4 protein-coding genes are annotated in these 26670 nt (G+C 62.7%); 3 read left to right on the top strand and 1 reads right to left on the bottom strand.

Features of this window, described 5'->3' with window-relative positions:
- The first annotated feature begins 21 nt into the window (after positions 1-21).
- From ABH912_RS11460 to ABH912_RS11450, 3 genes are all read left to right on the top strand, one after another.
- Positions 22-10995 (top strand): amino acid adenylation domain-containing protein, encoded by a 10974-nt coding sequence (locus ABH912_RS11460; protein ID WP_429510703.1) that lies wholly within the window; start codon positions 22-24, stop codon positions 10993-10995.
- Positions 10995-22757, top strand: a complete 11763-nt coding sequence (locus ABH912_RS11455; RefSeq protein ID WP_429510702.1) for an amino acid adenylation domain-containing protein — start codon at positions 10995-10997, stop codon at positions 22755-22757. Before ABH912_RS11460 ends, ABH912_RS11455 begins: the two co-directional genes overlap by 1 nt.
- A 168-nt stretch (positions 22758-22925) precedes the next feature.
- Positions 22926-23882, top strand: a complete 957-nt coding sequence (locus ABH912_RS11450; RefSeq protein WP_429510701.1) for an alpha/beta hydrolase — start codon at positions 22926-22928, stop codon at positions 23880-23882.
- Between the two features lie 55 nt (positions 23883-23937).
- Here ABH912_RS11450 and ABH912_RS11445 read toward each other — a convergent pair whose 3' ends face one another.
- Positions 23938-26415 (bottom strand): TonB-dependent siderophore receptor, encoded by a 2478-nt coding sequence (locus tag ABH912_RS11445; protein WP_429510700.1) that lies wholly within the window; start codon positions 26413-26415, stop codon positions 23938-23940.
- Between the last annotated feature and the right edge of the window lie 255 nt (positions 26416-26670).

Below are 26670 nucleotides of genomic sequence, written 5' to 3'. Positions count from 1 at the left end.
CACTGATCCGGATGCTTAGAAATGAATGCTGAAGACTCCTTGAAACTTGCTCGCCGGTTTATCGGGTTGCCCCTGGAAAAGCGCCAGATGTTCCTTGCGGCCTTGCAAAAGGAAGGCGTTGATTTCGCTCGGTTTCCGATTCCTGCCGGCGTCGAAGCTGAAGATCGCCAGGCGTTGTCGTACGCCCAGCAGCGCATGTGGTTTCTCTGGCAACTGGACCCGCAAAGCGGCGCGTACAACCTGCCGGGCGCGGTGCGTCTGACCGGACAGTTGAACCTGTCCGCGCTGGAGCAAGCCTTCGCCAGCCTCGTTGAACGCCACGAAACCTTGCGCACGGTGTTCCAGCGCCAGGCCGATGACACCTTGCTGCAAGTGCCAACCAGTGCGTCGTTGGTGATTGATCAGGTGGATTTCAGCGCATTACCGGCCACGGAGCGCGAAAGGTCCGTTGCCCAAGCGGCCGAGCAGCAATCCGTGCTGCCGTTTGATCTGGCAAACGGCCCGCTGTTGCGCGTCACCGTGCTCAAACTCGCCGAGCAGGAACATGTCCTGCTGCTGACCCTGCACCACATCGTTTCCGACGGCTGGTCGATGAACGTGCTGATTGACGAATTCATCCGCTGCTACGACGCCTTTGAGGCGGGCGCACAGCCACAACTCGCGCCCTTGCCGATCCAGTACAGCGACTATGCGTTGTGGCAACGTCGCTGGCTGGAGGCCGGCGAGCAGGCGCGTCAACTCGACTACTGGCAGGCGCAACTGGGCGACGAGCATCCGGTGCTGGAACTGCCCACCGATCATCCGCGCCCGGCGATGCCGAGCTATCGCGGCACCCGTTACGAGTTCGCGGTCGATGGCCAACTGGCCGAGCAGCTGCGGGCCACGGCGCAGAAACACAACATCACCCTGTTCATGCTGTTGCTTGGCGCCTTCAACGTGTTGCTGCACCGTTACACCGGGCAGACCGACATTCGCGTCGGCGTGCCAATCGCCAACCGCAACCGCGCCGAAATCGAAGGCCTGATCGGTTTCTTCGTCAACACCCAGGTGCTGCGGACCCAGCTCGATGGCCAGACCCGCGCCGACGATTTGCTGCGTGCCATCAAGGAAACCGCCCTCGGTGCCCAGGCCCATCAGGACTTGCCGTTCGAACGCCTGGTCGAAGCGCTGAAACTGGAGCGCAGCCTCAGCCACACGCCGCTGTTCCACGTGATGTACAACCACCAGCCGCAGGTCGCGGACATTTCCACGGTCAGCACCGCGTCGGGTCTGGCGCTGGGCGTGATCGAGTGGGAAGGGCGCACCACCCAGTTTGACTTGACTCTCGACACCTATGAAAAGGGCGGCAAGCTGCACGCCGCGCTGACCTACGCCAACGACCTGTTCGACGCCGCGACCATCGCGCGCATGGCCCAGCACTGGACGCATTTGTTGCAGGGCATGGTCGGTGATTCGCAGCAGCGCATCAGTGATTTGTCGCTGCTGGAGAACGCCGAATACCAGCGGATCGTGCATGACTGGAATCGTGCTGACGAAAGCTTTCCGCAAGACCTGTGCATTCATGAACTGATCAGCCAGCAAGCAGTGGCCAGCCCGGATGCACTGGCAGTGACCTTCGCGACCAAACAGCTGACTTACAGCGAACTCGACACTCAGGCAAATCGCCTGGCCCACAAACTGATCGAACTGGGCGTGGGCCCGGAAATCCGTGTCGGCGTGGCGATGCAGCGTTCCGACAGCTTGTTGGTCGCATTGCTCGCGGTGCTCAAGGCTGGCGGCGCCTACGTGCCGCTGGACCCGGATTACCCGGCCGAACGCGTGGCCTACATGCTCGAAGACAGCCGCGCTTTGGTGCTGCTGACCGAGCACGCTGTCGCCGCAACATTGACCGTCACCGCCGACACCCAAGTGTTGCTGATGGACAATACGGCGTGGGCCGCTTACCCAAGCAACGCACCGGTGACTCGCGTCACACCGGACAACCTCGCCTACGTGATCTACACCTCCGGCTCCACCGGTAAACCCAAAGGCGTAGCCATCGCCCACCGCAACGTGCTGGCGCTGATCGACTGGTCGAAATCGGTCTACAGCCGTGAAGACATTCAAGGCGTATTGGCCTCGACGTCGGTGTGCTTCGACCTGTCGGTGTGGGAACTGTTTGTCACCCTGGCCAATGGTGGCTCGGTGATCATCGCCCGCAATGCCCTGGAATTGCCGCAGCTGCCAGCCCGGGATCAGGTGCGCCTGATCAACACCGTGCCGTCGGCGATCAATGCGTTGCAGCGCGACGGGCAGATCCCGCCGAGCGTACGCATCATCAACCTCGCCGGCGAACCGTTGAAGCAGAGACTGGTGGAGGCGTTGTATCAGCAGTTGACCGTTGAGCATGTCTACGATTTGTACGGTCCGTCCGAAGACACCACGTATTCGACCTGGACCCGCCGCGAGGCTGGTGGCCGCGCGAACATCGGCCGGCCACTCAAGCACACCGCCAGCTATTTGTTGGACGCCGAACTGCAACCGGTGCCGCAAGGCGTGTCCGCCGAGCTGTTCCTGTCAGGCGCCGGCATTACCCGCGGTTACCTGGCTCGACCAGGCATGACCGCCGAAAAATACGTACCGAACCCGTTCGCCAGCAACGGCGAACGCCTGTACCGCACCGGCGACCTGACCCGTTATCAGGCCGACGGCGCGTTGCAATACGTCGGTCGCATCGACCATCAGGTCAAGGTCCGTGGTTTCCGTATCGAACTCGGTGAAATCGAAGCACGGCTGTTGCAGCAGGACGCCGTGCGTGAGTTGGCGGTGCTGGCGCAGGACGGCGTCAACGGCCAACAACTGGTCGCCTATATCGTTCCGGCCGATCCAGCGTTACTGGACGACATCGACGCTCAAGCGACCCAGCGTGAAACCTTGAAAGCCGCGCTGCGCCAATACCTGCCGGACTACATGGTTCCGGCGTTCCTGCTGTTCCTCGAACGCCTGCCACTGACCCCCAACGGCAAACTCGACCGCAAGGCCCTGCCGGCGATTGACGGCACTGAGCAACAGCGCGAACACGTCGCACCGCGCACAGCGATGGAAAAATCCCTCGCGGCGATTTGGCAGGACGTGTTGGCCATCGAAAACGTAGGACTGGAAGACAACTTTTTCGAACTCGGCGGCGACTCCATTGTGTCCATGCAAGTGGTCAGCCGTGCGCGTCAGGCCGGGATCGTGTTGAGCCCCAAAGACTTGTTCCAGCACCAGACCATCCGCAGCCTGGCCCAGGCTGCCCGCTGCGGTGAGCAATCGTTGATCGATCAAGGCCCAGCGGTGGGCGCGGTGGCGTTGGCGCCGGTGCAACAGTGGTTCTTCGAACAAGCCATCCCCGAGCGTCAGCACTGGAACCAGTCGCTGCTGCTGGTGCCGCGTGAAGCGTTGAACGTCGAGACGCTGGATCGCGCTCTTGAGCAATTGCTGACCCATCACGACAGCCTGCGCCTGCGTTATGAGCAGACCGCCGAAGGTTGGCAACAAACCTACGCCGTGCCGACCACTGCATCAGTGTTGTGGCAGCGTCACGCGCAATCGCTCGAAGAACTCACCGCTCTGTGCGACGAAGCCCAGCGCAGTCTCGATGTGCAAAACGGCCCGCTGATGCGAGCGCTGCTGGTCTCGATGGCCGACGGCACTCAACGTTTGCTGCTGGTCATTCACCACTTGGCGGTGGACGGCGTGTCCTGGCGCGTGTTGCTGGAAGACCTTCAGCAGTTCTACAGCGGCAGCCATGCATCGATGGCGAAAACCAGTAGCTATCAACGCTGGGTCGTCCGTTTGCAAGCTCATCTTCCAGCCTTTGAAAACAGCCTCGGTCATTGGCAATCCCAGCTGCGCGACGCACCGAACGATCTGCCCTGCGATCGCCCAACCGGCGCGCTGGAAAACCGCTTCGAACAGAAACTCGAACTCAAACTCGACGCCGAGCAAACCCGCAAACTGCTGCAACAGGCTCCGGCGGCCTATCGCACCCAGGTCAATGACCTGCTGCTGACCGCACTGGCACGCGCGGTTTGCCGCTGGACCGGACAGGGCAGCACGCTGATCCAGCTCGAAGGCCATGGTCGCGAAGACCTGTTCGACGACATCGACCTGACCCGCACGGTCGGTTGGTTTACCAGCCTGTTCCCGGTCAATCTGATGCCTTCCGGCGATCTCGGCGCGTCGATCAAATCCATCAAGGAACAACTGCGCGCCGTGCCGGATAAAGGCCTCGGCTACGGCGCACTTCGTTACCTCGGCACCCCGGCAATTCGCGCTGAACTGGCGGCGTTGCCGCAACCACGCATCACCTTCAACTATCTGGGGCAGTTCGACCGTCAGTTCGACGATGCGGCAATGTTTGTCCCGTCCACTGAAGGCAACGGCATCGCGCAAGATCCATCGGCACCGTTGGGCAACTGGTTGACGGTCGAAGGCCAGGTCTACGGCGGTGAGTTGTCGCTGAGCTGGGGCTTCAGCCGCGAGATGTTCGACACCGCGACCATCCAGCGTCTGGCCGACGATTACGCGCTGGAACTCAACGCGTTGATCGATCACTGCTGCGCCGTTGAAGCGCCGCAAGCCACACCGTCGGACTTCCCGCTGGCGCGCATCAGTCAGGCGCAACTCGATGCACTGCCGGTTGCTGTTTCGACCCTCGAAGACCTTTACCCACTGTCGCCGATGCAGCAGGGCATGCTGTTTCACACTCTGTACGAACCTGAAGTCGGCGCCTACATCAGCCAGCTGCGCCTCGACATTCAAGGCCTCGATCCGCAGCGATTTACTCAGGCCTGGCAAACCGCGCTGGAGCGTCACGACATCCTGCGCAGTAGCTTCCACTGGCAAGGCCTCGACACTGCGCATCAGGCAATTGTCCGCCAGGTCGCGTTGCCGCTTGAAGTGCTTGAAGCGACCGACACTGATGCGCTGGCCGACGCCGAACGCACCCAGGGTTTTGCACTGGGCAGCGCGCCGCTGTTTCGTTTGAAACTGGTCCGCAGGGGCGCCCATGACTGGCACCTGATCTACACCAGCCACCACATTTTGATGGACGGCTGGAGCAACGCACAGTTGCTGGCCGAAGTGATCCAGCACTACGCCGCCGGGCCATCGCTGCCGGCACCGACCGGGCAATATCGCGATTACCTGGGCTGGTTGCAGCAGCAATCGGCCACCGCGGGCGAGCAGTTCTGGAAAGCGGCATTGGCGCCGCTCGAAGCGCCGACGTTGCTGGCCGAAGCCTTGCGGCCGCCGGTGGGTGCCGAGGGCAGCGAGGAATACCGCGTCGCCCTCGACAGCCGCGCGACCCAGCGTCTGGCCGAGTTCGCCCGTCAGCAGAAAATCACCCTTAACACCTTGCTGCAAGCGGCCTGGAGTCTTTTGCTGCAACGTTACACAGGTCAGGATTGCGTCGTATTCGGCGCCACCGTGGCCGGGCGTTCGGCGCCGCTGCCGGGGATCGAAGAGCAGCTCGGGCTGTTCATCAACACGCTGCCGCTGGTGTGCGCGATGAAGCCGGATCAAACCGTCAGCCAATGGCTGGGCGAGTTGCAGGGGCTGAACCTGGCCATGCGCGAGTTCGAGCATGTGCCGCTTTTCGACATTCAGGGTTGGGCGGGGCAGCAGGGCTCGGCGCTGTTCGACAGCCTGCTGGTGTTCGAAAACTTCCCGGTGGCCGAGGCGCTGAAACAGGGCGCCCCGGCCGGGTTGTCGTTTGGCAACCTGCACAACCACGAACGCACGCACTATCCGCTGACCTTGGGCATCGAACTCGGCGAAGGCCTGAGCCTGGACTTTAGCTACGACGCGGCGCGGTTCAGTGCGGCTCAGGTGGCTGAGTTGTCGGCGAATCTGCAGCACCTGTTGGCGCAATTGGTAGCGCTGCCGGACGCGGCATTGGGCACGCTGGAGTTACTCGATGAGGCCGGAAAAAATGCGGTGCTCACTGTCAGCCAACCGGCGGCCGTTGAGTTATCCACAGCACTTTTGGCGCACGAACAAATCGCGGCTCAGGCCGCCGCTACCCCAGACGCGATGGCGTTACAGATCGACGGTCAATCCCTGAGCTACGGCCAATTGAACACGCAGGCCAACCGACTGGCTCATCGCCTGATCGACAACGGCGCCGGTCCAGGCTCGCGTGTCGGTCTGGCGCTGAACCGTGGTCCGCAACTGATCGTCAGCCTGCTGGCGGTGCTCAAAACCGGCGCGGCTTATGTGCCTTTGGACCCGAAATACCCGGCTGAACGCCTGGCCTACATGATCGACGACAGCCGCCTCGACATGCTGCTGTGCGAGTCCGGTCTGCTGGAAGACGTGCCAGGCGTGCTACGTCTCAGCCTTGAAGACAACGTCGGCTACTCCGACAGCGATCCGCAAAACCTCGCGCTCGCCGACGACCTGGCCTACATCATCTACACCTCCGGCTCCACCGGCCAACCCAAAGGCGTGGCCATCGCCCATGCCGCGTTGCGCGAGTTCTGCCAGACCGCCGCCGACTATTCGCTGCTGTCGGCGTCGGACCGCGTGTTGCAGTTTGCGACTTTCAGTTTCGATGGCTTTGTAGAGCAGTGTTTCCCGGCGTTATGCGTCGGCGCGGCGTTGATCATGCGCGGCGATGATGTGTGGGATGCCGGCCGCCTTGCTGCCGAAGTCATCCAGCAAGGCGTGACTGTGGCGGATTTGCCGGCGGCTTACTGGTACTTGCTGGCCCGGGAATGTGCGAGCGGTGTGGTGCGCAATCTGGGTGATTTGCGTCAGGTTCACGTCGGCGGCGAAGCGATGTCGGTCGAAGGTCTGCGCTTGTGGCATCAAGCAGGTTTGAGCCATGTGCGTTTGCTCAACACCTACGGCCCGACTGAGGCGACCGTGGTGTCCAGCGTTCATGAATGCCGTCTCGACGATGCCAGCGATGCGTTTGGCATTCCGATTGGTCGCGCTATCGCCGGTCGGGCCCTGTATGTGCTGGACGCTGCCGGTCAGTTGTTGCCCAACGGAGGCGTCGGTGAGTTGTGCATCGGTGCCCCGGCCAGCCTCGCTCAGAGCTACTTCGACCGCCCGGCGCTTACCGCCGAACGCTTCCTGCCGGACCCGTTCGCCCGAGAACCGGGTGCGCGGCTGTACCGCAGCGGCGATCTGGCGCGCTACAACGCTGACGGGAATCTGGAATACGTCGGCCGCATCGATCATCAAGTGAAGATTCGCGGTTTCCGCATTGAAATGGGCGAGATCGAAGCGTGCCTGCAAGCCCGGGAGGACGTGCGCGAAGCGGCGGTCATCGCTCAGGACGGTTCGCAACTGGTGGCGTATGTCGTAGCCAACGGCGCGGTGATTTCTCAGGCTGATTATCTGGAAGAACTCAAAGCGGTTTTACGCCAGTCGTTGCCGGAATACATGGTGCCGAATCACCTGGTCCTGCTGCCGAAACTGCCGTTCAACAACAACGGCAAACTTGACCGCAAAGCCCTGCCGCGTGCTGAGGCGGGCGATGCGCAACGCCCATTCGTGACCCCGGACGAAGGGCTGGAAACGCAACTGGCGCTGATCTGGCAGAACGTGTTGCAGGTCGAGCGCGTGGGCCGTGACGACAACTTCTTCGAGCTGGGCGGGCACTCGTTGCTGGTGCTTCAGGTGATCTCTCGGGTGCGTCAGCAGTTGCAACTCGAACTGTCTATAAGCAGTCTGTTCTCCGCGATGAATCTGGCGGAATTTGCCGAGCGTGCCGCGCTGGCGAACGTCAGCGGCCAACCGGCGCTGCAACGTGCAACGGTCGATCAGCCGCAGATCCTGTCTTACGCCCAACAGCGCCAATGGATTCTCTGGCAGCTGGACCCACAAAGTTCGGCCTACAACATTCCCGCCGCACTGCGTCTCAAGGGCTCGCTGAACCGCGAAGCCCTGCGTGAAGCCTTTGTGCAATTGCAGGCCCGTCACCAAACCTTGCGCACAACCTTTGAGCAGGACGGCCAGCAGGCGCGTCCGGTGCTGCACGACAGCCTGGCGCTGCAACTGGATGAACGCACGCTCGATCAGTCGTCGATCGACAATGCCGTAGCCGAAGAAATTGCCCGGCCGTTCGACCTGCGCAACGGCCCGCTGTGGCGCGTGTTGCTGCTGCAAGTGAACACCGACGAACACGTGCTGGTGCTCACCGTGCATCACATCGCCGCCGATGGCTGGTCGATGCAGGTCATGGTCGATGAGTTCAGCGCGCTGTATCAAGCTGCCGTCGAAGGTCGCTCTGCCGATCTGAATAGCTTGCCGGTGAACTACAGCGACTACGCCCGTTGGCAGCGTGACTGGCTGGAGGCCGGGGAGGGCGCACGCCAACTGGCGTGGTGGCGGGAGCAACTGGATGGCGGCCAGGCACCGCTTGAATTGCCGAGCGAACTGACCCGTCCGGCCCGTCGCACCGAGCGCGGCGCCAGCCTGGTGCTGAACGTTGATCGCGAATTGCTCGCCGGTTTGCGTCAACGTGCCCAGGAACAGCAGGTGACCTTGTTCATGCTGTTGCTGGCGAGTTTCCAGACCTTGCTGCATCGCCAGAGCGGGCAGTCGAGCATCAGCGTCGGCGTGCCGAGCGCCGGGCGTTCGCGCCTGGAAACCGAAGGCCTGATTGGCTTCTTCATCAACACCCAAGTGCTGCGTGCCGAGATCGATGGTCAGCAGTCCTTCAGCACCTTGCTGCAACAGGTCAAGCGCGTGGCATTGGGCGCTCAGGCCAATCAGGATTTGCCGTTCGAGCAGTTGGTCGACGCCTTGCAGCCGGACCGCAGCCTCAACCACAGCCCATTGTTCCAGGTGCTCTACAACCATCAGCAGCAGTTGGGTGCGAGCGTCGAGCGCAGCGTCGCCGGCTTGCAGGTCGAGCGTCTGCACTGGCAGCAACACACCACGCAGTTCGATCTGGTGCTGGATACTCAGGAGCAGGGCGAAACGCTGGACGCCAGCCTGACCTACGCCACTGATTTGTACGACGAGGCGTCGATGAACCGCCTGGCCGAGCAGTGGCTGAATCTGCTGCGCGCGGTAGTCAGCGATCCACTGCAACGGGTTGCCGAACTGCCACTCATTGACGAGTCGCAGCGCGATGCCTTGGTGCAGCACTGGAATCCCGCGTTCCAGGCGCAACCGCCGTCGCCAACCTTGCACCACGTGTTCGAAGTTCAAGCCGCACAACGGCCGAACGCAATCGCGCTGGTCTACGAAGGCGAGCACCTGACCTACGCCGCGCTCAATGCTCAGGCCAATCGGCTGGCGCGCAAACTGCGTGAACAGGGCGTCGGCCCAGAGGTACGGGTCGGCATTGCCACCGAACGGGCGATGCCGCTGGTGGTTGGGTTGCTGGCGATTCTCAAGGCCGGTGGCGCCTATGTGCCACTCGATCCGCAATACCCGGCCGAGCGCCTGAGCTACATGATCGAAGACAGCGGCATCACGTTGCTGCTGACTCAACAACACCTGATCGACGGTTTGCCGGCCCGCGACGGCGTACAAGTGCTGAGCCTGGAGTCGTTGCAACTGGATGCCTTCAGCGCCGACAACCTGCCAGCGCTGGCAACCCCGGACAACCTCGCTTACGTGATCTACACCTCCGGTTCCACTGGCCGGCCGAAGGGCGCATTGCTCAGCCATGGCAACGTCGGGCGTCTGCTCACGGCCACCGCTGCCGAGTTCAAATTCGGCCCGGACGATGTCTGGACGCTGTTTCATTCCTACGCCTTCGACTTCTCGGTGTGGGAGCTGTTTGGCGCGCTTTGCACTGGCGGGCGTCTGGTGATCGTGCCGTTTTACATCAGCCGCGAGCCGCAAGAATTCCATCGCTTGCTCTGTGATGAAGGCGTGACGGTGTTGAACCAGACCCCGACCGCGTTCCGCCAGTTGTTGCCGATTGCCTGCGCCAGCGAGCGAAACCTGGCGCTGCGTCAGGTGATTTTCGGCGGCGAAGCCCTGGAAGTCGCGAGCCTGCGTCCATGGTTCGAGCGTTTCGGCGACCAACAGCCAACCCTGGTCAACATGTATGGCATCACCGAAACCACGGTGCACGTGACCTACCGCGCCATCCGCCTGGCCGATCTCGACGGCAAGGCCCAGAGTCCGATCGGCTTGCCGATCCGCGACCTTCGCTGGTACTTGCTCGACAGCCAGTTGCAGCCGGTGCCGGTGGGCGTGGCGGGCGAGTTGTACATCGCCGGCGCTGGTCTGGCGCGCGGTTATCACGGCCGTTTCGGCCTGACTGCCGAGCGCTTCGTGCCGAGCCCATTCGATGCGTCGCAACGCCTTTATCGCAGTGGCGACCTGGCCCGCCAGCGTGCCGACGGCAGCATCGATTACCTCGGCCGGATCGACCAGCAAGTGAAGATCCGCGGCTTCCGTATCGAACTGGGTGAAATCGAAGCCGCACTGCTGGCCCAACCGGGCGTGCGCCAAGCGGTGTTGAGCGTGCATGCCGGCGACGGCTGCCCACAACTGTGTGCCTACGTGGTGGCCGAGCAAACCCCGCACGACCCGATCGCCTGGCGCGACAACCTGCGCGCCGCGCTCAAGGTCGATCTGCCGGATTACATGGTGCCGAGCCACTGGTTGCTGCTGGATGCCATGCCGCTGACCGGTAACGGCAAGCTCGACCGCAAGGCCTTGCCGGTGCCCGACGCTCAGGAATGGCAACGCCCGTTCGAAGCCCCCGAGGGCGACCTCGAACAGCAACTGGCGGCCATTTGGGCCGACGTGTTGGGCGTGGCGCAGATCGGCCGACGCGACAACTTCTTTGAATTGGGCGGGCATTCGTTGCTCGCCGCCCAGGCCAGTGCCCGTGTGGAACTGGAGCTGGGCATCGAGCTGCCGCTGCGCGCGCTGTTCGAATCCACCGACCTTCAGGCTTATGCCGCCATGGCCGGGCAACACGCCCCGGCTGACAACGATGCACGTCTTGATGCGCTTGAGTCGCTTCTCGACGAGATGGAGATCAACTGATGGAACACACCACTGCCCAGCGTATCGCCACTCGCTTCGCCGGCCTGCCGGCTGACAAGCGCCGCGAGTTTCTGCAACGCATGCAAGAGCAGGGCGTGAGCTTCGGCCAACTGCCGATTCCGCCCGCCGCCGAACCGCAAGCGACCTTCGAATTGTCCTATGCGCAGCAGCGCCAATGGTTCCTCTGGCAGCTTGATCCGCAAAGTTCGGCGTACAACATTCCGGCCGCCCTGCGCTTGCACGGGCCGCTGAATGTCGCGGCGTTGCAGCAGAGTTTCGACGTGCTGCTGGAGCGTCATCAGAGCCTGCGCAGCCGATTCGTCGAGGATGACGGTCAGGTGGTGCAGACACTGGCCGGGTTCACCTCGCTGCCGATCGAACAGATCGACCTGCGCGATGAACTTCAGGAACAGCGCCTCGATCTGGCCATGAAAGCGGTCGAGCAGGACATCGCCCGGACATTCGATCTTCAGCACGGTCCGTTGCTGCGAGTCAGCCTGTTGCAGCTCGACGCCGAAGACCATGTGCTGTTGCTCACCCTGCACCACATCGTCACCGATGGTTGGTCGATGGGTGTGTTGGTGGAGGAGTTTTCCCGACTCTACGCCGCGCATTGCCAAGGGCAGAACGCTGCACTGGAGGCGCTGCCGATTCAGTATTCCGACTACGCCCTGTGGCAGCGCCGCTGGATGGAAGCGGGGGAACTGGAGCGTCAACTCAACTGGTGGCGTGAAACACTGGGCAACGAGCAACCGCTGCTGGAATTGCCGACTGATCGCCCACGCCCGGCACAACCGAGCCAGCGCGGTGCGCGTCTGGATTTCGCCCTCGATGCGACCTTGGCCAGCGGTCTGATGAGCCTGGCCAAACAGCGTGGCGTCACGCCGTTCATGCTGTTGCTGGCGAGTTTCCAGGCATTGCTCTATCGCTACAGCGGCCAGTCCGACCTGCGGGTCGGCGTGCCGATTGCCAACCGCAATCGTGCGGAAACCCGTGGCCTGATCGGCTTTTTCGTCAACACCCAAGTGATGCGTGCCGAGCTGGACGGGCGTCTGCCGTTCAGTCAGCTGCTCGATCAGACCCGCACCACGTCGCTCAATGCCCAGGATTATCAGGACTTGCCGTTCGAACGTCTGGTGCAAGCGCTGCAAGGTGAACGCAGCCTGAGCCACAGCCCGTTGTTCCAGGTGATGTTCAACCACCAGCAAGCCAAACCGGCGGCGGTCAGCGGTTTGCTCGCCGGGTTGCGCGTCGAAGCACTGAACGCCACGGCTCACACCACCCAATTCGATTTGCAACTGGACACGCAGGAAGAGGGCGACAAGCTGTTCGCCAGCCTGACCTATGCCACCGATCTGTTCGACGCCGAGCGCATCGAGCACCTTGCTCGCCACTGGCGCAACCTGTTGGCCGGCGTGCTGGCGAACCCGCAATGCCCGCTCGCCGAGTTGCCATTGCTGGATGCCGACGAGCGTCTGCGCATCCTCGATGACCTGAACAACACCGCTCAGGCCTATCCAGGCGAAGTCTGCGTGCAGCGCCATTTCGAAGCGCGCGTGGCTGAAAACGGTGAGGCGACAGCGCTGGTGTTCCAGGGCCAGCGCCTGAGTTACGCCGAGCTGAATGTGCGCGCCAACCGTTTGGCCCATCACTTGCGCGCCCAAGGTGTTGGCCCGGAAGTGCTGGTGGGGATTGCCTGCGACCGCTCGTTTGAAATGGTCGTCGGCCTGCTGGCGATTCTCAAGGCCGGCGGTGCGTATGTGCCGCTGGACCCGGAATACCCGCTTGATCGCCTGAGCTACATGATCGAAGACAGCGGCATTTCGCTGTTGCTGACCCAGGAACATCTGCTGGCGCAATTGCCGACGCCGGACAACGTGCGCACCCTGTGCCTGCATGCCGAGGCCGATTGGTTGAGCGACTTGCCGGGCACTGATCTTGCGAACCTTGCTGTCGCAGAAAACCTCGCCTATGTGATTTACACCTCCGGTTCCACCGGCAAACCGAAAGGCGCGGGCAACCGCCATGTGGCGTTGCATAACCGTCTGGAGTGGATGCAGCAAGCCTACATCCTGCTGCCGAGCGACCGCGTGCTGCAAAAAACGCCGTTCAGTTTCGACGTGTCGGTGTGGGAGTTTTTCTGGCCGCTGATGAAGGGCGCCACGCTGGTCATCGCCGCGCCGGGCGAGCACCGCGACCCGCAACGCCTTGCTGCGTTGATCGTCGAACAGGCGATCACCACGCTGCACTTCGTGCCGTCGATGCTTTCGGCGTTTATCGCTGCCGACGAGGCGCTGGCCTGCACGTCGTTGCAACGGATCATTTGCAGCGGCGAAGCATTGCCGATGGAGTTGCAACGCCAGACCCTGCGCAGCCTGCCGCAAGCCAATCTCTACAACCTCTACGGCCCGACCGAAGCGGCCATCGACGTGACCCACTGGACTTGCGTGGAAGAGGGCCGCGACAGCGTGCCGATCGGTCGGCCGATCGCCAACCTGCGCACCTGCATCCTCGACAGCGAACTGCAACCGTTGCCGCTGGGCGCGGTGGGCGAGTTGTACCTCGGTGGCGTCGGTCTGGCGCGCGGTTATCACCGTCGTGGCGCGCTGACCGCCGAGCGTTTTGTGGTCGACCCGTTCGGCAGCGGCGAGCGCCTGTACCGCACCGGTGACCTGGCGCGTTACCGCGCTGATGGCGCCATCGACTACTGCGGGCGTATCGACCATCAAGTGAAGATTCGCGGTTTGCGCATCGAACTGGGCGAAATTGAAGCACGTCTGCAAGAACATGCGGACGTGCAGGAAGCCGCAGTGCTGGCCCTCGACGGCCCGAGTGGCAAGCAACTGGTTGCGTACATCGTGCCGCAAGATCGAGCCTTGGTCGGCGCCGATGCCGAGCAGCAAGGCGCATGGCGCGAAACCCTGAAAAGTCATTTGCTGGCGAGCCTGCCGGACTACATGGTACCGGCGCAGACCGTGCTGATCGAACAAATGCCGCTGAGTCCGAACGGCAAACTCGACCGCAAACGCCTGCCCGCGCCGACCGCACACGTCAGCCAACGCGCCTTCGAAGCGCCACGTAGCGAACACGAACAAGTGCTGGCGCAGATCTGGCAGGACGTGTTGGGCGTGGAGCAAGTCAGGCGTCAGGACAATTTCTTTGAACTGGGCGGCGACTCGATCATTTCGATTCAAGTGGTCAGCCGTGCCCGTCGTGCCGGCCTGAGCCTGCAACCGCGCGACCTGTTCCAGCAGCAAACCTTGCAAGCGCTGGCCGCTGTGGTTAAAGAGCAGGCGGCACCGCTGGCGCAACAAGGACCGGTGGACGGAGTACAGAAACTCACGCCGATCCAGCGCTGGTTCTTCGATGAACCGATCCCGCAACGCGCGCACTGGAACCAGGCGGTGCTGCTGGTGCCGCGCGAAACCCTCGAATTGCCGCGTCTGCAAGCCGCGCTGCAACGCCTGCTCAAGCAGCACGATGCCCTGCGTTTGCGCTTCAGTCAGGTCGACGGCCAATGGTCGGCGCGTTATGTCGGGGCCGACAGCGCCGACGTGATCGACATGCTCTGGACCGCCCGCGTAGCCAGCGATGCTTCACTGGAATCGGTGTGCGACGAAGCCCAGCGCAGCCTCAGCCTGCAAGACGGCCCGCTGCTGCGCGTGGCGTTGATCGCTCAGGCCGATGGCTCGCAGCGGTTGCTGTTGGTGATCCATCACTTGGCGGTGGACGGTGTGTCCTGGCGGGTGTTGCTGGAAGATTTGCAGGCTGCGTACCAAGGGCAAGAGCTGTCGCCGAAGACCAGCGCCTTTCAGGTCTGGGCAGACAAACTCGATGCCTATGCGCGCTCCGAAACTGCCGCCAGCGAATTGAGCTGGTGGCAGGCGCAACTGGGCGAGGCGAATGATTCGCTGCCGGCGGCCAACGCCCAAGCCAGTCAGGCCGGGCATCTGCGCCAAGGCGTCAGCATCGGTCTGGACCGTGAGCAGACCCGCCAGTTGTTGCAACAGGCACCAGCGATCTACCGCACCCAAGTCAACGACCTGCTGCTGACCGCACTGGCCCGCACCCTCAGCCGCTGGACCGGCCACGCATCGGCGCTGATTCAGCTCGAAGGCCATGGCCGCGAAGAGCTGTTCGACGATATCGACCTGACCCGCACCGTCGGCTGGTTCTCCAGCCTGTTCCCGGTGTGCCTGACGCCGACCGCCGACCTGGCGGGTTCGATCAAGGCGATCAAGCAGCAACTGCGCGACATCCCCGGAAAAGGCATGGGCTACGGCCTGTTGCGTTACATGGGCGATGCGTCGACCCAAGCGGCATTGGCTGCGTTGCCGCAAGCGCGCGTGACCTTCAACTACCTCGGCCAGTTCGACCAGAGCTTTGCCGAAGACGCGTTGTTCACTCCGGCCCGGGAATCCAGCGGCGCCGCGCAATCGGCAGACGCACCGTTGCCGAACTGGTTGTCGGTGGACGGCCAGGTCTATGGCGGTGAACTGAAACTCGACTGGACCTTCAGCCGCGAATGCTTCGACCAGCGCGAGATTGAAGCGCTCGCCGCGGATTACCAACGCGAGTTGCTGGCGCTGATCGCCCATTGCCTGAGCGATGGCGCGGGCGGCGTGACCCCGGCGGACTTCCCGTTGGCACGCCTGACCCAGTCGCAACTCGATGGCCTGCCGGTGCCACCGGCGCAGATCGAGGACCTGTATCCGCTGTCGCCAATGCAGGCCGGTTTGCTGTTCCACAGCTTGTACGAGTCGGAGTCCGGCGCCTACGTGAACCAGCTCAGCGTCGAAGCCCGCGGCCTTGATGCCGAACGGCTCGGCCGCGCGTGGCAAGCGGTGCTCGACACTCATCCGATCCTGCGCAGCAGTTTCCACTTCCCCGACGGCTTCGAAGCGCCGGTGCAGTTGGTCCATCGTCACCTGCAATTGCCGATGACTTGCCTCGACTGGCGCAACCGCAGCGATCAGGCCGAAGCGTTGGTTCAACTGATCGACAGCGAACGCCTGCAACTCGATTCGACCCGTGCACCGTTGATGCGTTTGACCCTGGTGCGACTCGACGATGAGCGTCAGCAACTGATCTACACCCACCATCACTTGTTGCTCGATGGTTGGAGTAACTCGCTGCTGTTGAGCGAAGTCCTGCAGCGTTATGCCGGGCAAGACGTGCAAGCGCCAACCGGGCGTTTCGCCGATTACATCGGCTGGCTGCAACGTCAGGATGCGCAGGCTGATGAACTGTTCTGGCGCGAGCAACTGGCGACCCTCGACAACCCGACCCTGTTGGGGCAGAGCCTGGCCCATGGCGACAATAAAAACCTGTCGACGACAGAGTTCGCCGACCACCGACAGACCTTCGATGTCGCCACCAGCAAACGCTTCGGCGACTTTGCCCGTCAGCAAAAAGTGACGCTCAACACCTTGGTCCAAGGTGCCTGGGCATTGCTGCTGCAACGCTACAGCGGTCAACGCAGCGTCGCGTTTGGCGCGACCGTGGCGGGGCGTCCGGTGGACTTGCCGGGTGCTGAAAGCCAACTGGGCCTGTTCATCAACACCTTGCCGGTGATCAGCAGCCCGGACGCCGTCGAAAGCGTCGGCCAGTGGCTGACCCGCTTGCAGGCGCAGAACCTGGAATTGCGTGAGCATGAATTCACCGCCCTCGGCGACATTCAGCGCTGGGCCGGGCGTGCCGGTGAACCGCTGTTCGACAGCCTGCTAGTGTTTGAAAACTTCCCGGTGGCCGAAGCGCTACAACAGGGCGCGCCGGCCGGTTTGAGCTTCTCGATCCCGCAGAACCATGAACGCACCAACTTCCCGCTGACGCTGGCGGCCACCGCCGAAAGCCAGCTCAGCCTCAACTGGAGCTACCAGTGCGCCCACTTCAGCGGCGAGGCGATTGCCCGTATGAGCGAGCATTTGGCCGCGCTGCTGGCGGCGATGGTCGCCGCGCCACACGCTGCATTGAGTGAACTGGACCTGCTGACCGCGCCGGAACGTGCGCAACAATTGGTCGAGTGGAACCCGGCATTTACCGCGACGGAAAACCCGCTCTGCGTGCACCAATTGATCGAGGCGCAGGCCGTCGTCCGACCGGACGCCACGGCGTTGATCTTCAACGACCTGGAACTGAGCTTCGACCAACTCAATCGTCGCGCCAACCAATTAGCCCACCGCTTGCGCGCACTGGGCATCGGCCCGGAAGTGCGGGTCGGCCTGGCGATGCAGCGTTCGCCGGAGATGATCATTGGCCTGCTGGCAATCCTCAAGGCCGGCGGCGCTTACGTGCCGCTGGACCCAGCGTACCCGGCCGAACGCCTGCGCTATCTGATGGAAGACAGCGGTATATCGCTGCTGATCAGCCAATCGTGGCTGCGGGAAAAACTGCCGTTGCCGGAAGGCCTGTCGGTCCTGGAAATCGACCGCGAGCCGCTGGACTCGATGGCTGAAACAAACCCGGTCAACCTGACCTGCGGCGAAAACCTCGCGTACCTGATTTACACCTCGGGTTCCACGGGCCGGCCGAAAGGCGTCAGCGTGGCCCACGGTCCGCTGGCCATGCATTGCCTGTCGATTGGCGAGTTGTACGGCATGACCCCGGATGATCGCGAGTTGCAATTCGCTTCGATCAGCTTCGACGGCGCCCACGAGCGCTGGCTGACGCCGCTGGTGTTCGGCTCGGCGGTGATGCCGCGTGACGACGAGTTGTGGAGCGTGGAGCGCACGTGCGCCGAGATCGAAAAGCACGGCATCACCATCGCCTGCTTCACCCCGACCTATCTGTCGCAGATCGCCGATTTCATGGGCGAAGCGGGGCGTGATCTGCCGATCCGTTCCTACACCCCGTGCGGCGAAGGCATGGCCAAGCACGCGTTCGATGAAGTGCAGCAAGTGCTGCAGCCCAAGCGCCTGATCAACGGCTATGGCCCGACCGAAACGGTGATCACGCCACTGATCTGGCTGGCGTATCCGGACACTGAGTTCGACTCGGCGTTCATGCCGATTGGCCGGCCAGTCGGCAACCGCAGCGCCTATATTCTGGACGGCGGCTTGCAGCCGTTGCCGGTTGGCGTGGCGGGCGAGTTGTACCTGGGCGGCGAGGGCGTCGCCCGTGGTTACCATCAACGTCCGGACCTGACGGCTGAACGCTTCGTGCCGGATCCGTTCGTGCCGGGTGCGCGTTTGTACCGCAGCGGCGACCTCGCGCGGTTCCGCGCCGACGGCGTCGTTGAATACCTCGGCCGTATCGACCAGCAAGTGAAGATTCGCGGGTTCCGTATCGAGCTCGGCGAAATCGAAGCCTGCCTGCTGGAACACGAAGGCGTGCGTGAAGCGTTCGTGATCGATCGCGAAGGCCCGGTCAGTCGCCAGTTGGTTGGCTACGTGGTGCCCCGCGATCCGCTCGCCGACGAGCAGGATTTGCGTGAAGCGCTGACCTTGCACCTGCGCAGTCGATTGCCGGCGCACATGCTGCCGGCGCATTTGATGTGCCTGGCCGCGTTGCCGCTGACGCCGAACGGCAAGCTTGATCGTCAAGGCCTGCCAGCGCCGGAAGCCACTCGACAGAACCACGATCAAGTGGCCGCCGCGTCGCCGGCCGAAACGTTGCTGGTGGAGATCTGGCAGGAACTGCTGGGGCTGGAGTCGGTGGGCGTCACCGAGAACTTCTTCGAACTGGGCGGTGACTCGATCATTTCCCTGCAAGCGGTGAGTCGTGCCGGGCAGCGCGGGCTGGTGTTCAGTCCGAAGCAACTCTTTGAGCAACAGACCATTCGGGCACTCGCTGTAGTGGCGACCAGCCGTGAAGCAGCGTTGGTTGAAGCGCCGAAAGTCCCTGCTTTTGCGCTGGTGCCGCACATCGACATCGCAGCCCGTGAAGGGTTGCAAGACCTGTATCCGCTGTCGCCGATGCAGCAAGGCATGCTCTTCCATTGCCTCGATTCGCCAGAGCTGAACCCGTACGTCAACCAGTTGAGCGTGGCGGTCGACGGTTTGCAGGTGCCGCGTTTCCGTGCCGCTTGGCAAACCCTGGTCGAGCGTCACGAAGTGCTGCGCGCGGCGTTCCGCTGGCGTGATGGCCTGGCCGATCCGCTGCAAGCGGTGTTCGCCGATGTCGAGCTGCCGATCGAAGAGCTCGACTGGCGTGACCGCACCGACACTGAACAGGCGTTGAGTGAACTGGCGGCTGCGGAACAGGCCAAGGGCTTCGACCTGAGCTGCCCGCCGCTGATGCGTTTCATCCTGGTGCGCTTGGGTGATGACCGTAACCAGATGATCTGGATCTACCATCACCTGTTGCTGGACGGCTGGAGCGCCTCGCGCCTGTTGGGCGACATGTTGCGCCTGTACCACAACGACACTCTGCCGACCCTGACCGGTCGTTACGCCGACTACATCGCCTGGCAGCAACGTCAGGACGGTGCGCAGGCGGAAGGGTTCTGGCGCGAGCGCCTGGCGTTGCTCGAGGAACCGACCATTCTGGCCAAGGCTTCGGGGGCTGCGGGTTCCGGTCACGGCGTGATGTACAGCAACCTCGACGCCGAGGTGACGCGCAAATTGCACAGCTTCGCCAAGCGTCAGCGCGTGACATTAAACACGCTGGTCCAAGGCGCGTGGTTGTTGCTGCTGCAACGCCACAGCGGCCAACGCAGTGTCGCGTTCGGCGCCACGGTGGCGGGGCGTCCGACCGGGTTGGCCGGCGCGCAGGACATGCTTGGCCTGTTCATCAACACCTTGCCGGTGATCCAGACCCTCGATCCGCAACAGCCGTTGGGCGAGTGGCTGCGCGACTTGCAGGATTACAACCTGATGGTGCGCGACTACGAGCACACGCCGTTGTCGGACATTCAGCGCTGGGCCGGGCAGGGTGGTCAGGGCTTGTTCGACAGCATCATCGTGTTCGAAAACCATCCGGTGGACCGCGCCTTGAAAGGAGGCGAGGAAGGTGAATTGCGCTTTGCCGAAGTCGGCAGCGGCGGGGTGACCAACTTCCCGATGGACTTGATGGTCAGCGCCAACGAAGAAGGCCTGGAAGTTGAGTACCTGTTCCTGCGTGACCGCTTCAGTGAAGTGGAAGTAGAGCGGATTCGTGCGCAGCTTGAAGGGTTGCTGCGTGTGCTGCCTGAGGATGCGGCTTGTCTGCTCGGCAACATTGGCTTGCCTGAGGCACGTTTAAGTCTGCCGCAGGTGTCCGACGACAATGCCGATTTGCTACACGCGTTCAATCGGCATGTCCGCACGCAACCGCAGAAAATCGCCTTGATCTGCGAGGATCGGCAAGTCAGTTATGCACAGCTTGAGGCGCAGGCCAATGGGTTGGCGCAGCAACTGATCGGTCGCGGCATCGGGCCGGAAACACTGGTGGCAGTGGCGCTGCCGCGTTCCGAACGCACCATCGTTGCGTTCCTTGCGGTGCTCAAGGCCGGGGCGGCTTATCTGCCGCTGGACTTGGCGTACCCGGCCGAGCGACTGGCTTATATGTTGAGCGATTCGGCGGCCAGCCTGTTGCTGTGCGACAGCAATCTGGGCGAGCGCCTGACCCTGGCCGCCAGCCCGCCACGTCTGCTGCTCGATCAGTTGAGCGTTGCCGACAACGCCGAGTGCCCGGTTTCCCGACCGCTGCCGGGGCACCTCGCGTACCTGATTTACACCTCCGGTTCCACCGGCCAACCGAAAGGCGTGGCCGTGGCGCGCGGACCGATTGCCCGGCATTGCCGCGGCATCATTGGGCTCTACGAACTGGCACCGCGCAGCCGCGAGTTGCACTTCATGTCGTTCGCTTTCGACGGTGCCCAGGAGCGTTGGCTGAGCGTGCTGTTGGCCGGCGGCAGCCTGGTGATCCGCGATGACAGTTTGTGGACCCCGGAGCAAACCCTGGAAATGTTGCAGCGTCACGCCGTCACCGTGGCCTGCTTCCCGCCGGCGTACCTGCAACAGATGGCCGAAGTGGCTGAACGTTTGGGCAATCCACCGGCGGTCGAGGTGTATTGCTTTGGCGGTGATGCGGTGCCGGAGGCCAGTTTCGAGCAGGTCAAACGGGCGCTGCGTCCGCAGCGACTGGTCAACGGTTACGGCCCGACTGAAACCGTGGTCACGCCTTTGTTGTGGCGTGCCGAGGTCAGCGAAACCTGCGACGCGGCGTATGCGCCGATTGGTCGTGGTGTGGCCGGGCGTGGCTTGTACGTGCTGGATGCCGACCTCAATCCGTTGCCGGTCGGTGTCAGCGGCGAGTTGTACCTGGGCGGCGAATGCCTGGCGCGCGGTTATCACCAGCGTCCCGGCATGAGCGCCGAGCGTTTCATCCCCGATCCGTTCGAGGCCGGAGGCCGCATGTACCGCACCGGCGACCTGGTGCGCCAGCGTGAATGCGGGTTGATCGACTACCTGGGGCGTCTCGACCAGCAAGTGAAGATCCGTGGTTTCCGCATTGAACCGGGCGAAATCGAAGCCCGCCTGCGCGACTGCGCCGAGGTGCAGGATGCCGCCGTGGTGGTGCACGACACGCCGACTGGCAAGCAATTGGTCGGTTATGTGGTGGCGGCCGGTGCTGTTGGGCTTGATCGCCGCTTGAAGTCTGAACTGCAAGCGCAACTGCCGGATTACATGGTGCCGGCGCGAATCATGGTGCTGGAGCGTTTCCCGCTGTCGGCCAACGGCAAGCTCGACCGTCGCGCACTGCCGACGCCGGAATGGGCGCTCGGCGGCTATCGCGCGCCGCGCAACGCACTGGAAACGGCGCTGACCGCGATCTGGCAAGAGGTGCTCGGCGTACCGCAAGTGGGCATCGACGACAACTTCTTCGAACTGGGCGGCGACTCGTTGCAGGTGCTGAAAGTCATCTCGCGGGTGCGCAGCCAGCCGCAACTGGGCTTCGAATTGAAACTGCGCGACCTGATGCAGAAACCGTGCATCGCCGAACTCAGTGGCTATCAGGCTGCTGAGACGGCGTCTGCACCGGACCCGTTGCTGGCGCTGAATGCGCGGATCCCCAACGTGCCGGCGCTGTTCTGCCTGCACGCCGGTTTCGGCACGGTGTTCGACTACGAACCGCTGGCCCGTCGACTGGAAGGACGGCGCACGGTGTATGGCCTGCAATGCCGGATGTTGCTTGACCCGCAGTGGCAGGACGAGTCGCTGTTGGCGATGGCTCACGCCTATGCGCAACGGATTCGCAGTCAGCAGGCCAAGGGGCCGTATTACTTGCTGGGTTGGTCATTGGGCGGGGCGTTGACGCAATTGGTCGCTCACGAATTGGAAACCCAGGGTGAAACGGTCGCGTTTGCCGGGCTGGTCGACAGCTACGTGGCGGGCACCGCAGAAGCGGGGGACTGGCGCGAGGACCTGGGCGATTTCCTGACGTTTGTGCTCGGTCTGCCGGCCGATGAGGCTCAAGCGCTGATTGCGCTGAAAGCCGCTGATTTGAATGAGCGCGAGGGTTCCACGGCGGTGATCGAGGCGGCGATGCACGGTTCCAATGAGCAAGCCGCGTTGGGCGCGGGGGAACTCACGCAGATCTTCGCCACCGGCTCACGCCTCAAGCAACTGGCGCTGGCGCATCGGCAACTGCCGGCGATCCAGGTCACGGCGCATCGCTGGTGGGTGGCCGAGCGCGACGACGAACGTCGGGTGTTCGAGGCCCAGGTCGGCAGCCACGGCGTTGATCGCTTGTTGGCGGGCGGGCACTACGAGGTGCTGCGCGGTGATGAGTTGCTGGATGAGCTTGAAGACTTGTTGGAACACCACATGGTCACTGCATAAAAACAACTGTGGCGAGGGAGCTTGCTCCCGCTGGGTCGCGAGGCGGCCCCCAAAAGAGGGACTGCTGCGCAGTCCAGCGGGAGCAAGCTCCCTCGCCACAGGGTTCTCGCTGATTTGAAGATTGTGTGTTGCCTGATTACTGACCCTTTTGTGTAGAAGGATTTTTCCATGGCCGTGTTGCCAGAACTTGAAGCTTTTCTAGAACTCGCCGAGTTCGGCCGGATGACCGGCAAAAGTCGTGCGATGCATGAACAGTCGCCGCAACAGGCGCGGCTCGATTTCGAAGCGTCGTCGGGGTTTCTCGATGTGCCGCTGGACAGCGTTGCCTGCGAGGACTTCACCCTCGTCGCGCGAGATGGCCACAGCCTGCCGGCCAGGGTGTATCGCAACGGGCAATCGGTCGATGGGCTGCAACCGGTGGTGTTGTATTTCCATGGCGGCGGGTATGTGGTCGGCAGTCTCGATTCCCATGATGCGCTGTGTCGGCGGCTGGCCTCGCAGGGCGGTTTTGCCTTGTTGACGGTGGATTATCGTCTGGCGCCGGAATGGCGGTTCCCGACGCCGGTGCAGGATGCCTGCGATGCGGGGAACTGGCTGGTGCGCGAGGGCGCGACGCATGGTCTGGACGCAACGCGAGTGGCCGTGGCTGGTGACAGCGTGGGGGCGACGCTGGCGACGGTGTTGTCGATCATGGCCGTGCGTGAGCCTGAGGAACTGGCGTTGAAACCCAAGGCACAATTGTTGGTGTACCCGGTGACGGATGCCACGACCCAGCGTGCGTCGCATCGGGATTTTGCCGAGGGTTACTTGCTGGAGACGCCGACGCTGGATTGGTTCTACGCGCATTACGGGCGCACGCCGCAGGATCTGGCGGATTGGCGGTGCTCGCCGTTGCTGGCGGAGGATCTGTCGGGTGTGGCGCCGGCGCTGGTGTACCTGGCCGGGCATGATCCGTTGCATGACGAAGGGTTGGCGTATGCGGATCGGTTGCGTGCTGCGGGGAATGAGGTGACGCTGCTGGAACAGCCTGGCATGACCCATGACTTTTTGCGTATGGCGGGGTTGTTGGGGGAGGTTGAGGGGATTCATGCGGAAGTGGCGGAGTGGCTGCGTTCGCGGCTTTGAACGATCAAATGCCCGTATCTCGCGATACGGGCATTTTTCATTTCAGCTCAGCCACTCAGAAATCATACTTCGCAGTGATCTGCAGGTTACGCGGCTCGCCGTAGAACGTGGTGCCGAAGTTGCCCAGGCCGGTCAGGTACTTCTTGTCGAAGACGTTGTTGGCATTGGCGGTGAAGCTCAGGTGCTCGTCGTATTGAAAACGGGTCATCAGGTCCACGAGGGTGTAGCCACCTTGCTTGAGCATGGTGCTGCCGCCTTCGCCATTACCCACGTTAGGGCTGTAGCTCTGGCCGTAAAAGGCGCTCTGCCAGCTGATGCCGCCACCGACGGTGAACTGGTCCAGCGCGTCGGGCAGACGGTAGGTGGTGAACGTACGAATCACGTGCTCCGGTTTGCTGGTGGCCAGCGGGAAACCGAAGATGCGCTGTTCGTCCTTGTCACGGGTGCGGGCGTAGGTGTAGCCGGCAGACACGTTCCAGTCCTGAGCCAGTTCGCCGGCCAGTTCCAGTTCCACACCGTTGGTGGTGGCGCCGGCGATTGCTTTGTAGACGTCGCGGCCGGTGTCCGTGTTGGTGGTGACGTATTGGGCGACGTTGTCCTGTTCAATGCGGAACAAGGCCAGGCTGGCGTTCAGCCGGCCTTCGAAGTAGGCCGCCTTCAGGCCGGTCTCGTAGCTGTTGCCTTCAACCGGCTCCAGGGTTTTGCCGCTGGCGTCCTGGTAGATTTGTGGCTGGTAGATACTGGTGTAGCTGCCGTAGACCGAGTAGGTATCGTCCAGGTCATAGACCACACCGGCATAAGGCGTAACGACGCCATGTTCCTTGTAGCTGGCGTGGGTGTCGGTCTGGCCGGTGCCTGGATAGTAGGCGTAATCCTCGTTGTACTTGTAGGTGCTCAAACGGCCGCCAAGGATGAACGACAGGTCGTCCGTCGGACGCAGGCGCGTGGCCAGGTAAGCGCCGTTCTGGCTCTGGGTGCGCTCGTACTTGCCGTTTTTCGGGAAATCCTGTTTCGCCAGATGGCCTTCCCAGTCAAAGATGTTGCCCGTCACCTGTCCGAAGGCGCTGCTGTCGAAGGTCGAACCGGTCTGACGGGAGTGGGAGGCCATGAAACCTGCCACCAGTTCATGCTCGCGACCGCCCAGGCTGAACGGGCCCGAGACGTTCACGTCAGCCGTATTCTGCACGCGATGGCCTTCCCAGCGACCCCAGTAAAAGAACATGCCTTCGCCGGTGGCGCGGTCCGGGCTGCCGCCGCTGGCCGAGGCCAGTTGGGTGTCGTGATCGGTGGTTTTCTGGTCGAAGCTGGCCTTGAATTTCCAGTCATTGGCCAGTGCTTGTTCCAGCGACGCGAAGTAAGTGATGCTGTCGAAATCACGACGGCTCCAGTCGGCACCCGGGTTGAAACTGCGAGAGAAGTTGGTGCGGCCGCCGTCGGTGAAGTACGGCGCGTTACCGGTCCAGGAACTGCCGCGCGGGGTGGCACTGGACTTGTCGACGCCCAGGGTCAACAGGGTGTCATCGGTCAGGTCAGCTTCGAGGATGCCGTAGTACAGGTCTTTCTTCTGGCTGTAGTGATCGATGTACGAATCTTTGTCCTGGTAGGCACCCACAAAACGGCCGCGCACGCTGCCGGTATCGTTCAGCGAGCCGGAGATGTCGCCTTCGGTGCGGTAGTTGTCCCAGTAACCGGCGGTGGCGCTGACCGACGCCTTGAAGTCCTTGGTCGGTTTCTTGCGGATCAGGTTGACGGTGGCGGACGGGTCGCCCGCGCCGGTCATCAGGCCGGTCGCGCCTTTGATGACTTCGATGTGATCGAGGCTGGCCGCGTCGTCGCTGTTGTTAGGGTTTTCACCATAAACGCCGTCGTAGGGGATGTTGACGCCGTCGTACTGAAAGTTGGTGATGGCAAACCCTCGGGCGGAAAACTCGGTACGGTCACTGTCGTACTTCTGTGTCGTAACGCCGGGGGTGTTGCGCAACGCGTCGGCGACGCTGGTGACACCGCGATCGTCCATTTGCTGACGCGTCACCACGGTCACCGATTGCGGCGTTTCACGCAGGGTCAACGGCAGCTTGGTCGCGGTGGTGGTGGCGCCGGTGGTGTAGGAATGGGTGTCTTCAGTGGTCAGGCCCAGGGCCTGCCCGGAAATGGTGGTCGCACCCAGTTGCAGGCTCGAGCCGCCGCCGGACACCAGCGTGACGGTATTGCCGCTGATCTGGAACGAAATGCCAGTGCCTTTCAGCAGGGCGGCGAGGGCGTCGGACGGTTCCAGCGAGCCGGACACTGCGCGAGACTTGATCCCTGCAACCTGATCCGGGCTGTAGAGGATTTGCAGATTGGTCTGCATGCCCAGTTCGGTCAGCGCGTTGGAAAGCGATTGACCTGCAATATTCACTTTTACAGGTGCAGCATTGGCCATCGAGCTCCCCAGCAAGGTGGCGGTCAGCAGTACGCTAGTGAACAGGGTGCGATGCAAAGTCGGGCGCTGTACGGCCAGCGCGAGAGGTGTGCGGCGTGTATGAGGTCGCATTACTTACCTGAGCTCCTGAAAAAGTGTTGTGCAGAGTTTTTGTTAGTAAGAATGATTATTAGACGCGGCACGAACGAGAAACCGGAAAGAAACCGGGAAAATAAAATTCCGAAAGGTGGAAGGAGTTAGGTTTTTCGCGGTCCTGTGGCGAGGGAGCTTGTCGGAACGCCGCACCGTCCCGCTGGACTGCGTAGCAGTCCCATTTTTTGGGGCCGCTTCGCGACCCAGCGGGAGCAAGCTCCCTCGCCACAAAGA

Source organism: Pseudomonas sp. BT76 TE3572 (genome assembly GCF_050435365.1).
Taxonomy (GTDB): Bacteria; Pseudomonadota; Gammaproteobacteria; order Pseudomonadales; family Pseudomonadaceae; genus Aquipseudomonas; species Aquipseudomonas fluorescens_W.
This window is presented reverse-complemented; position numbering and strand designations above follow the sequence as displayed.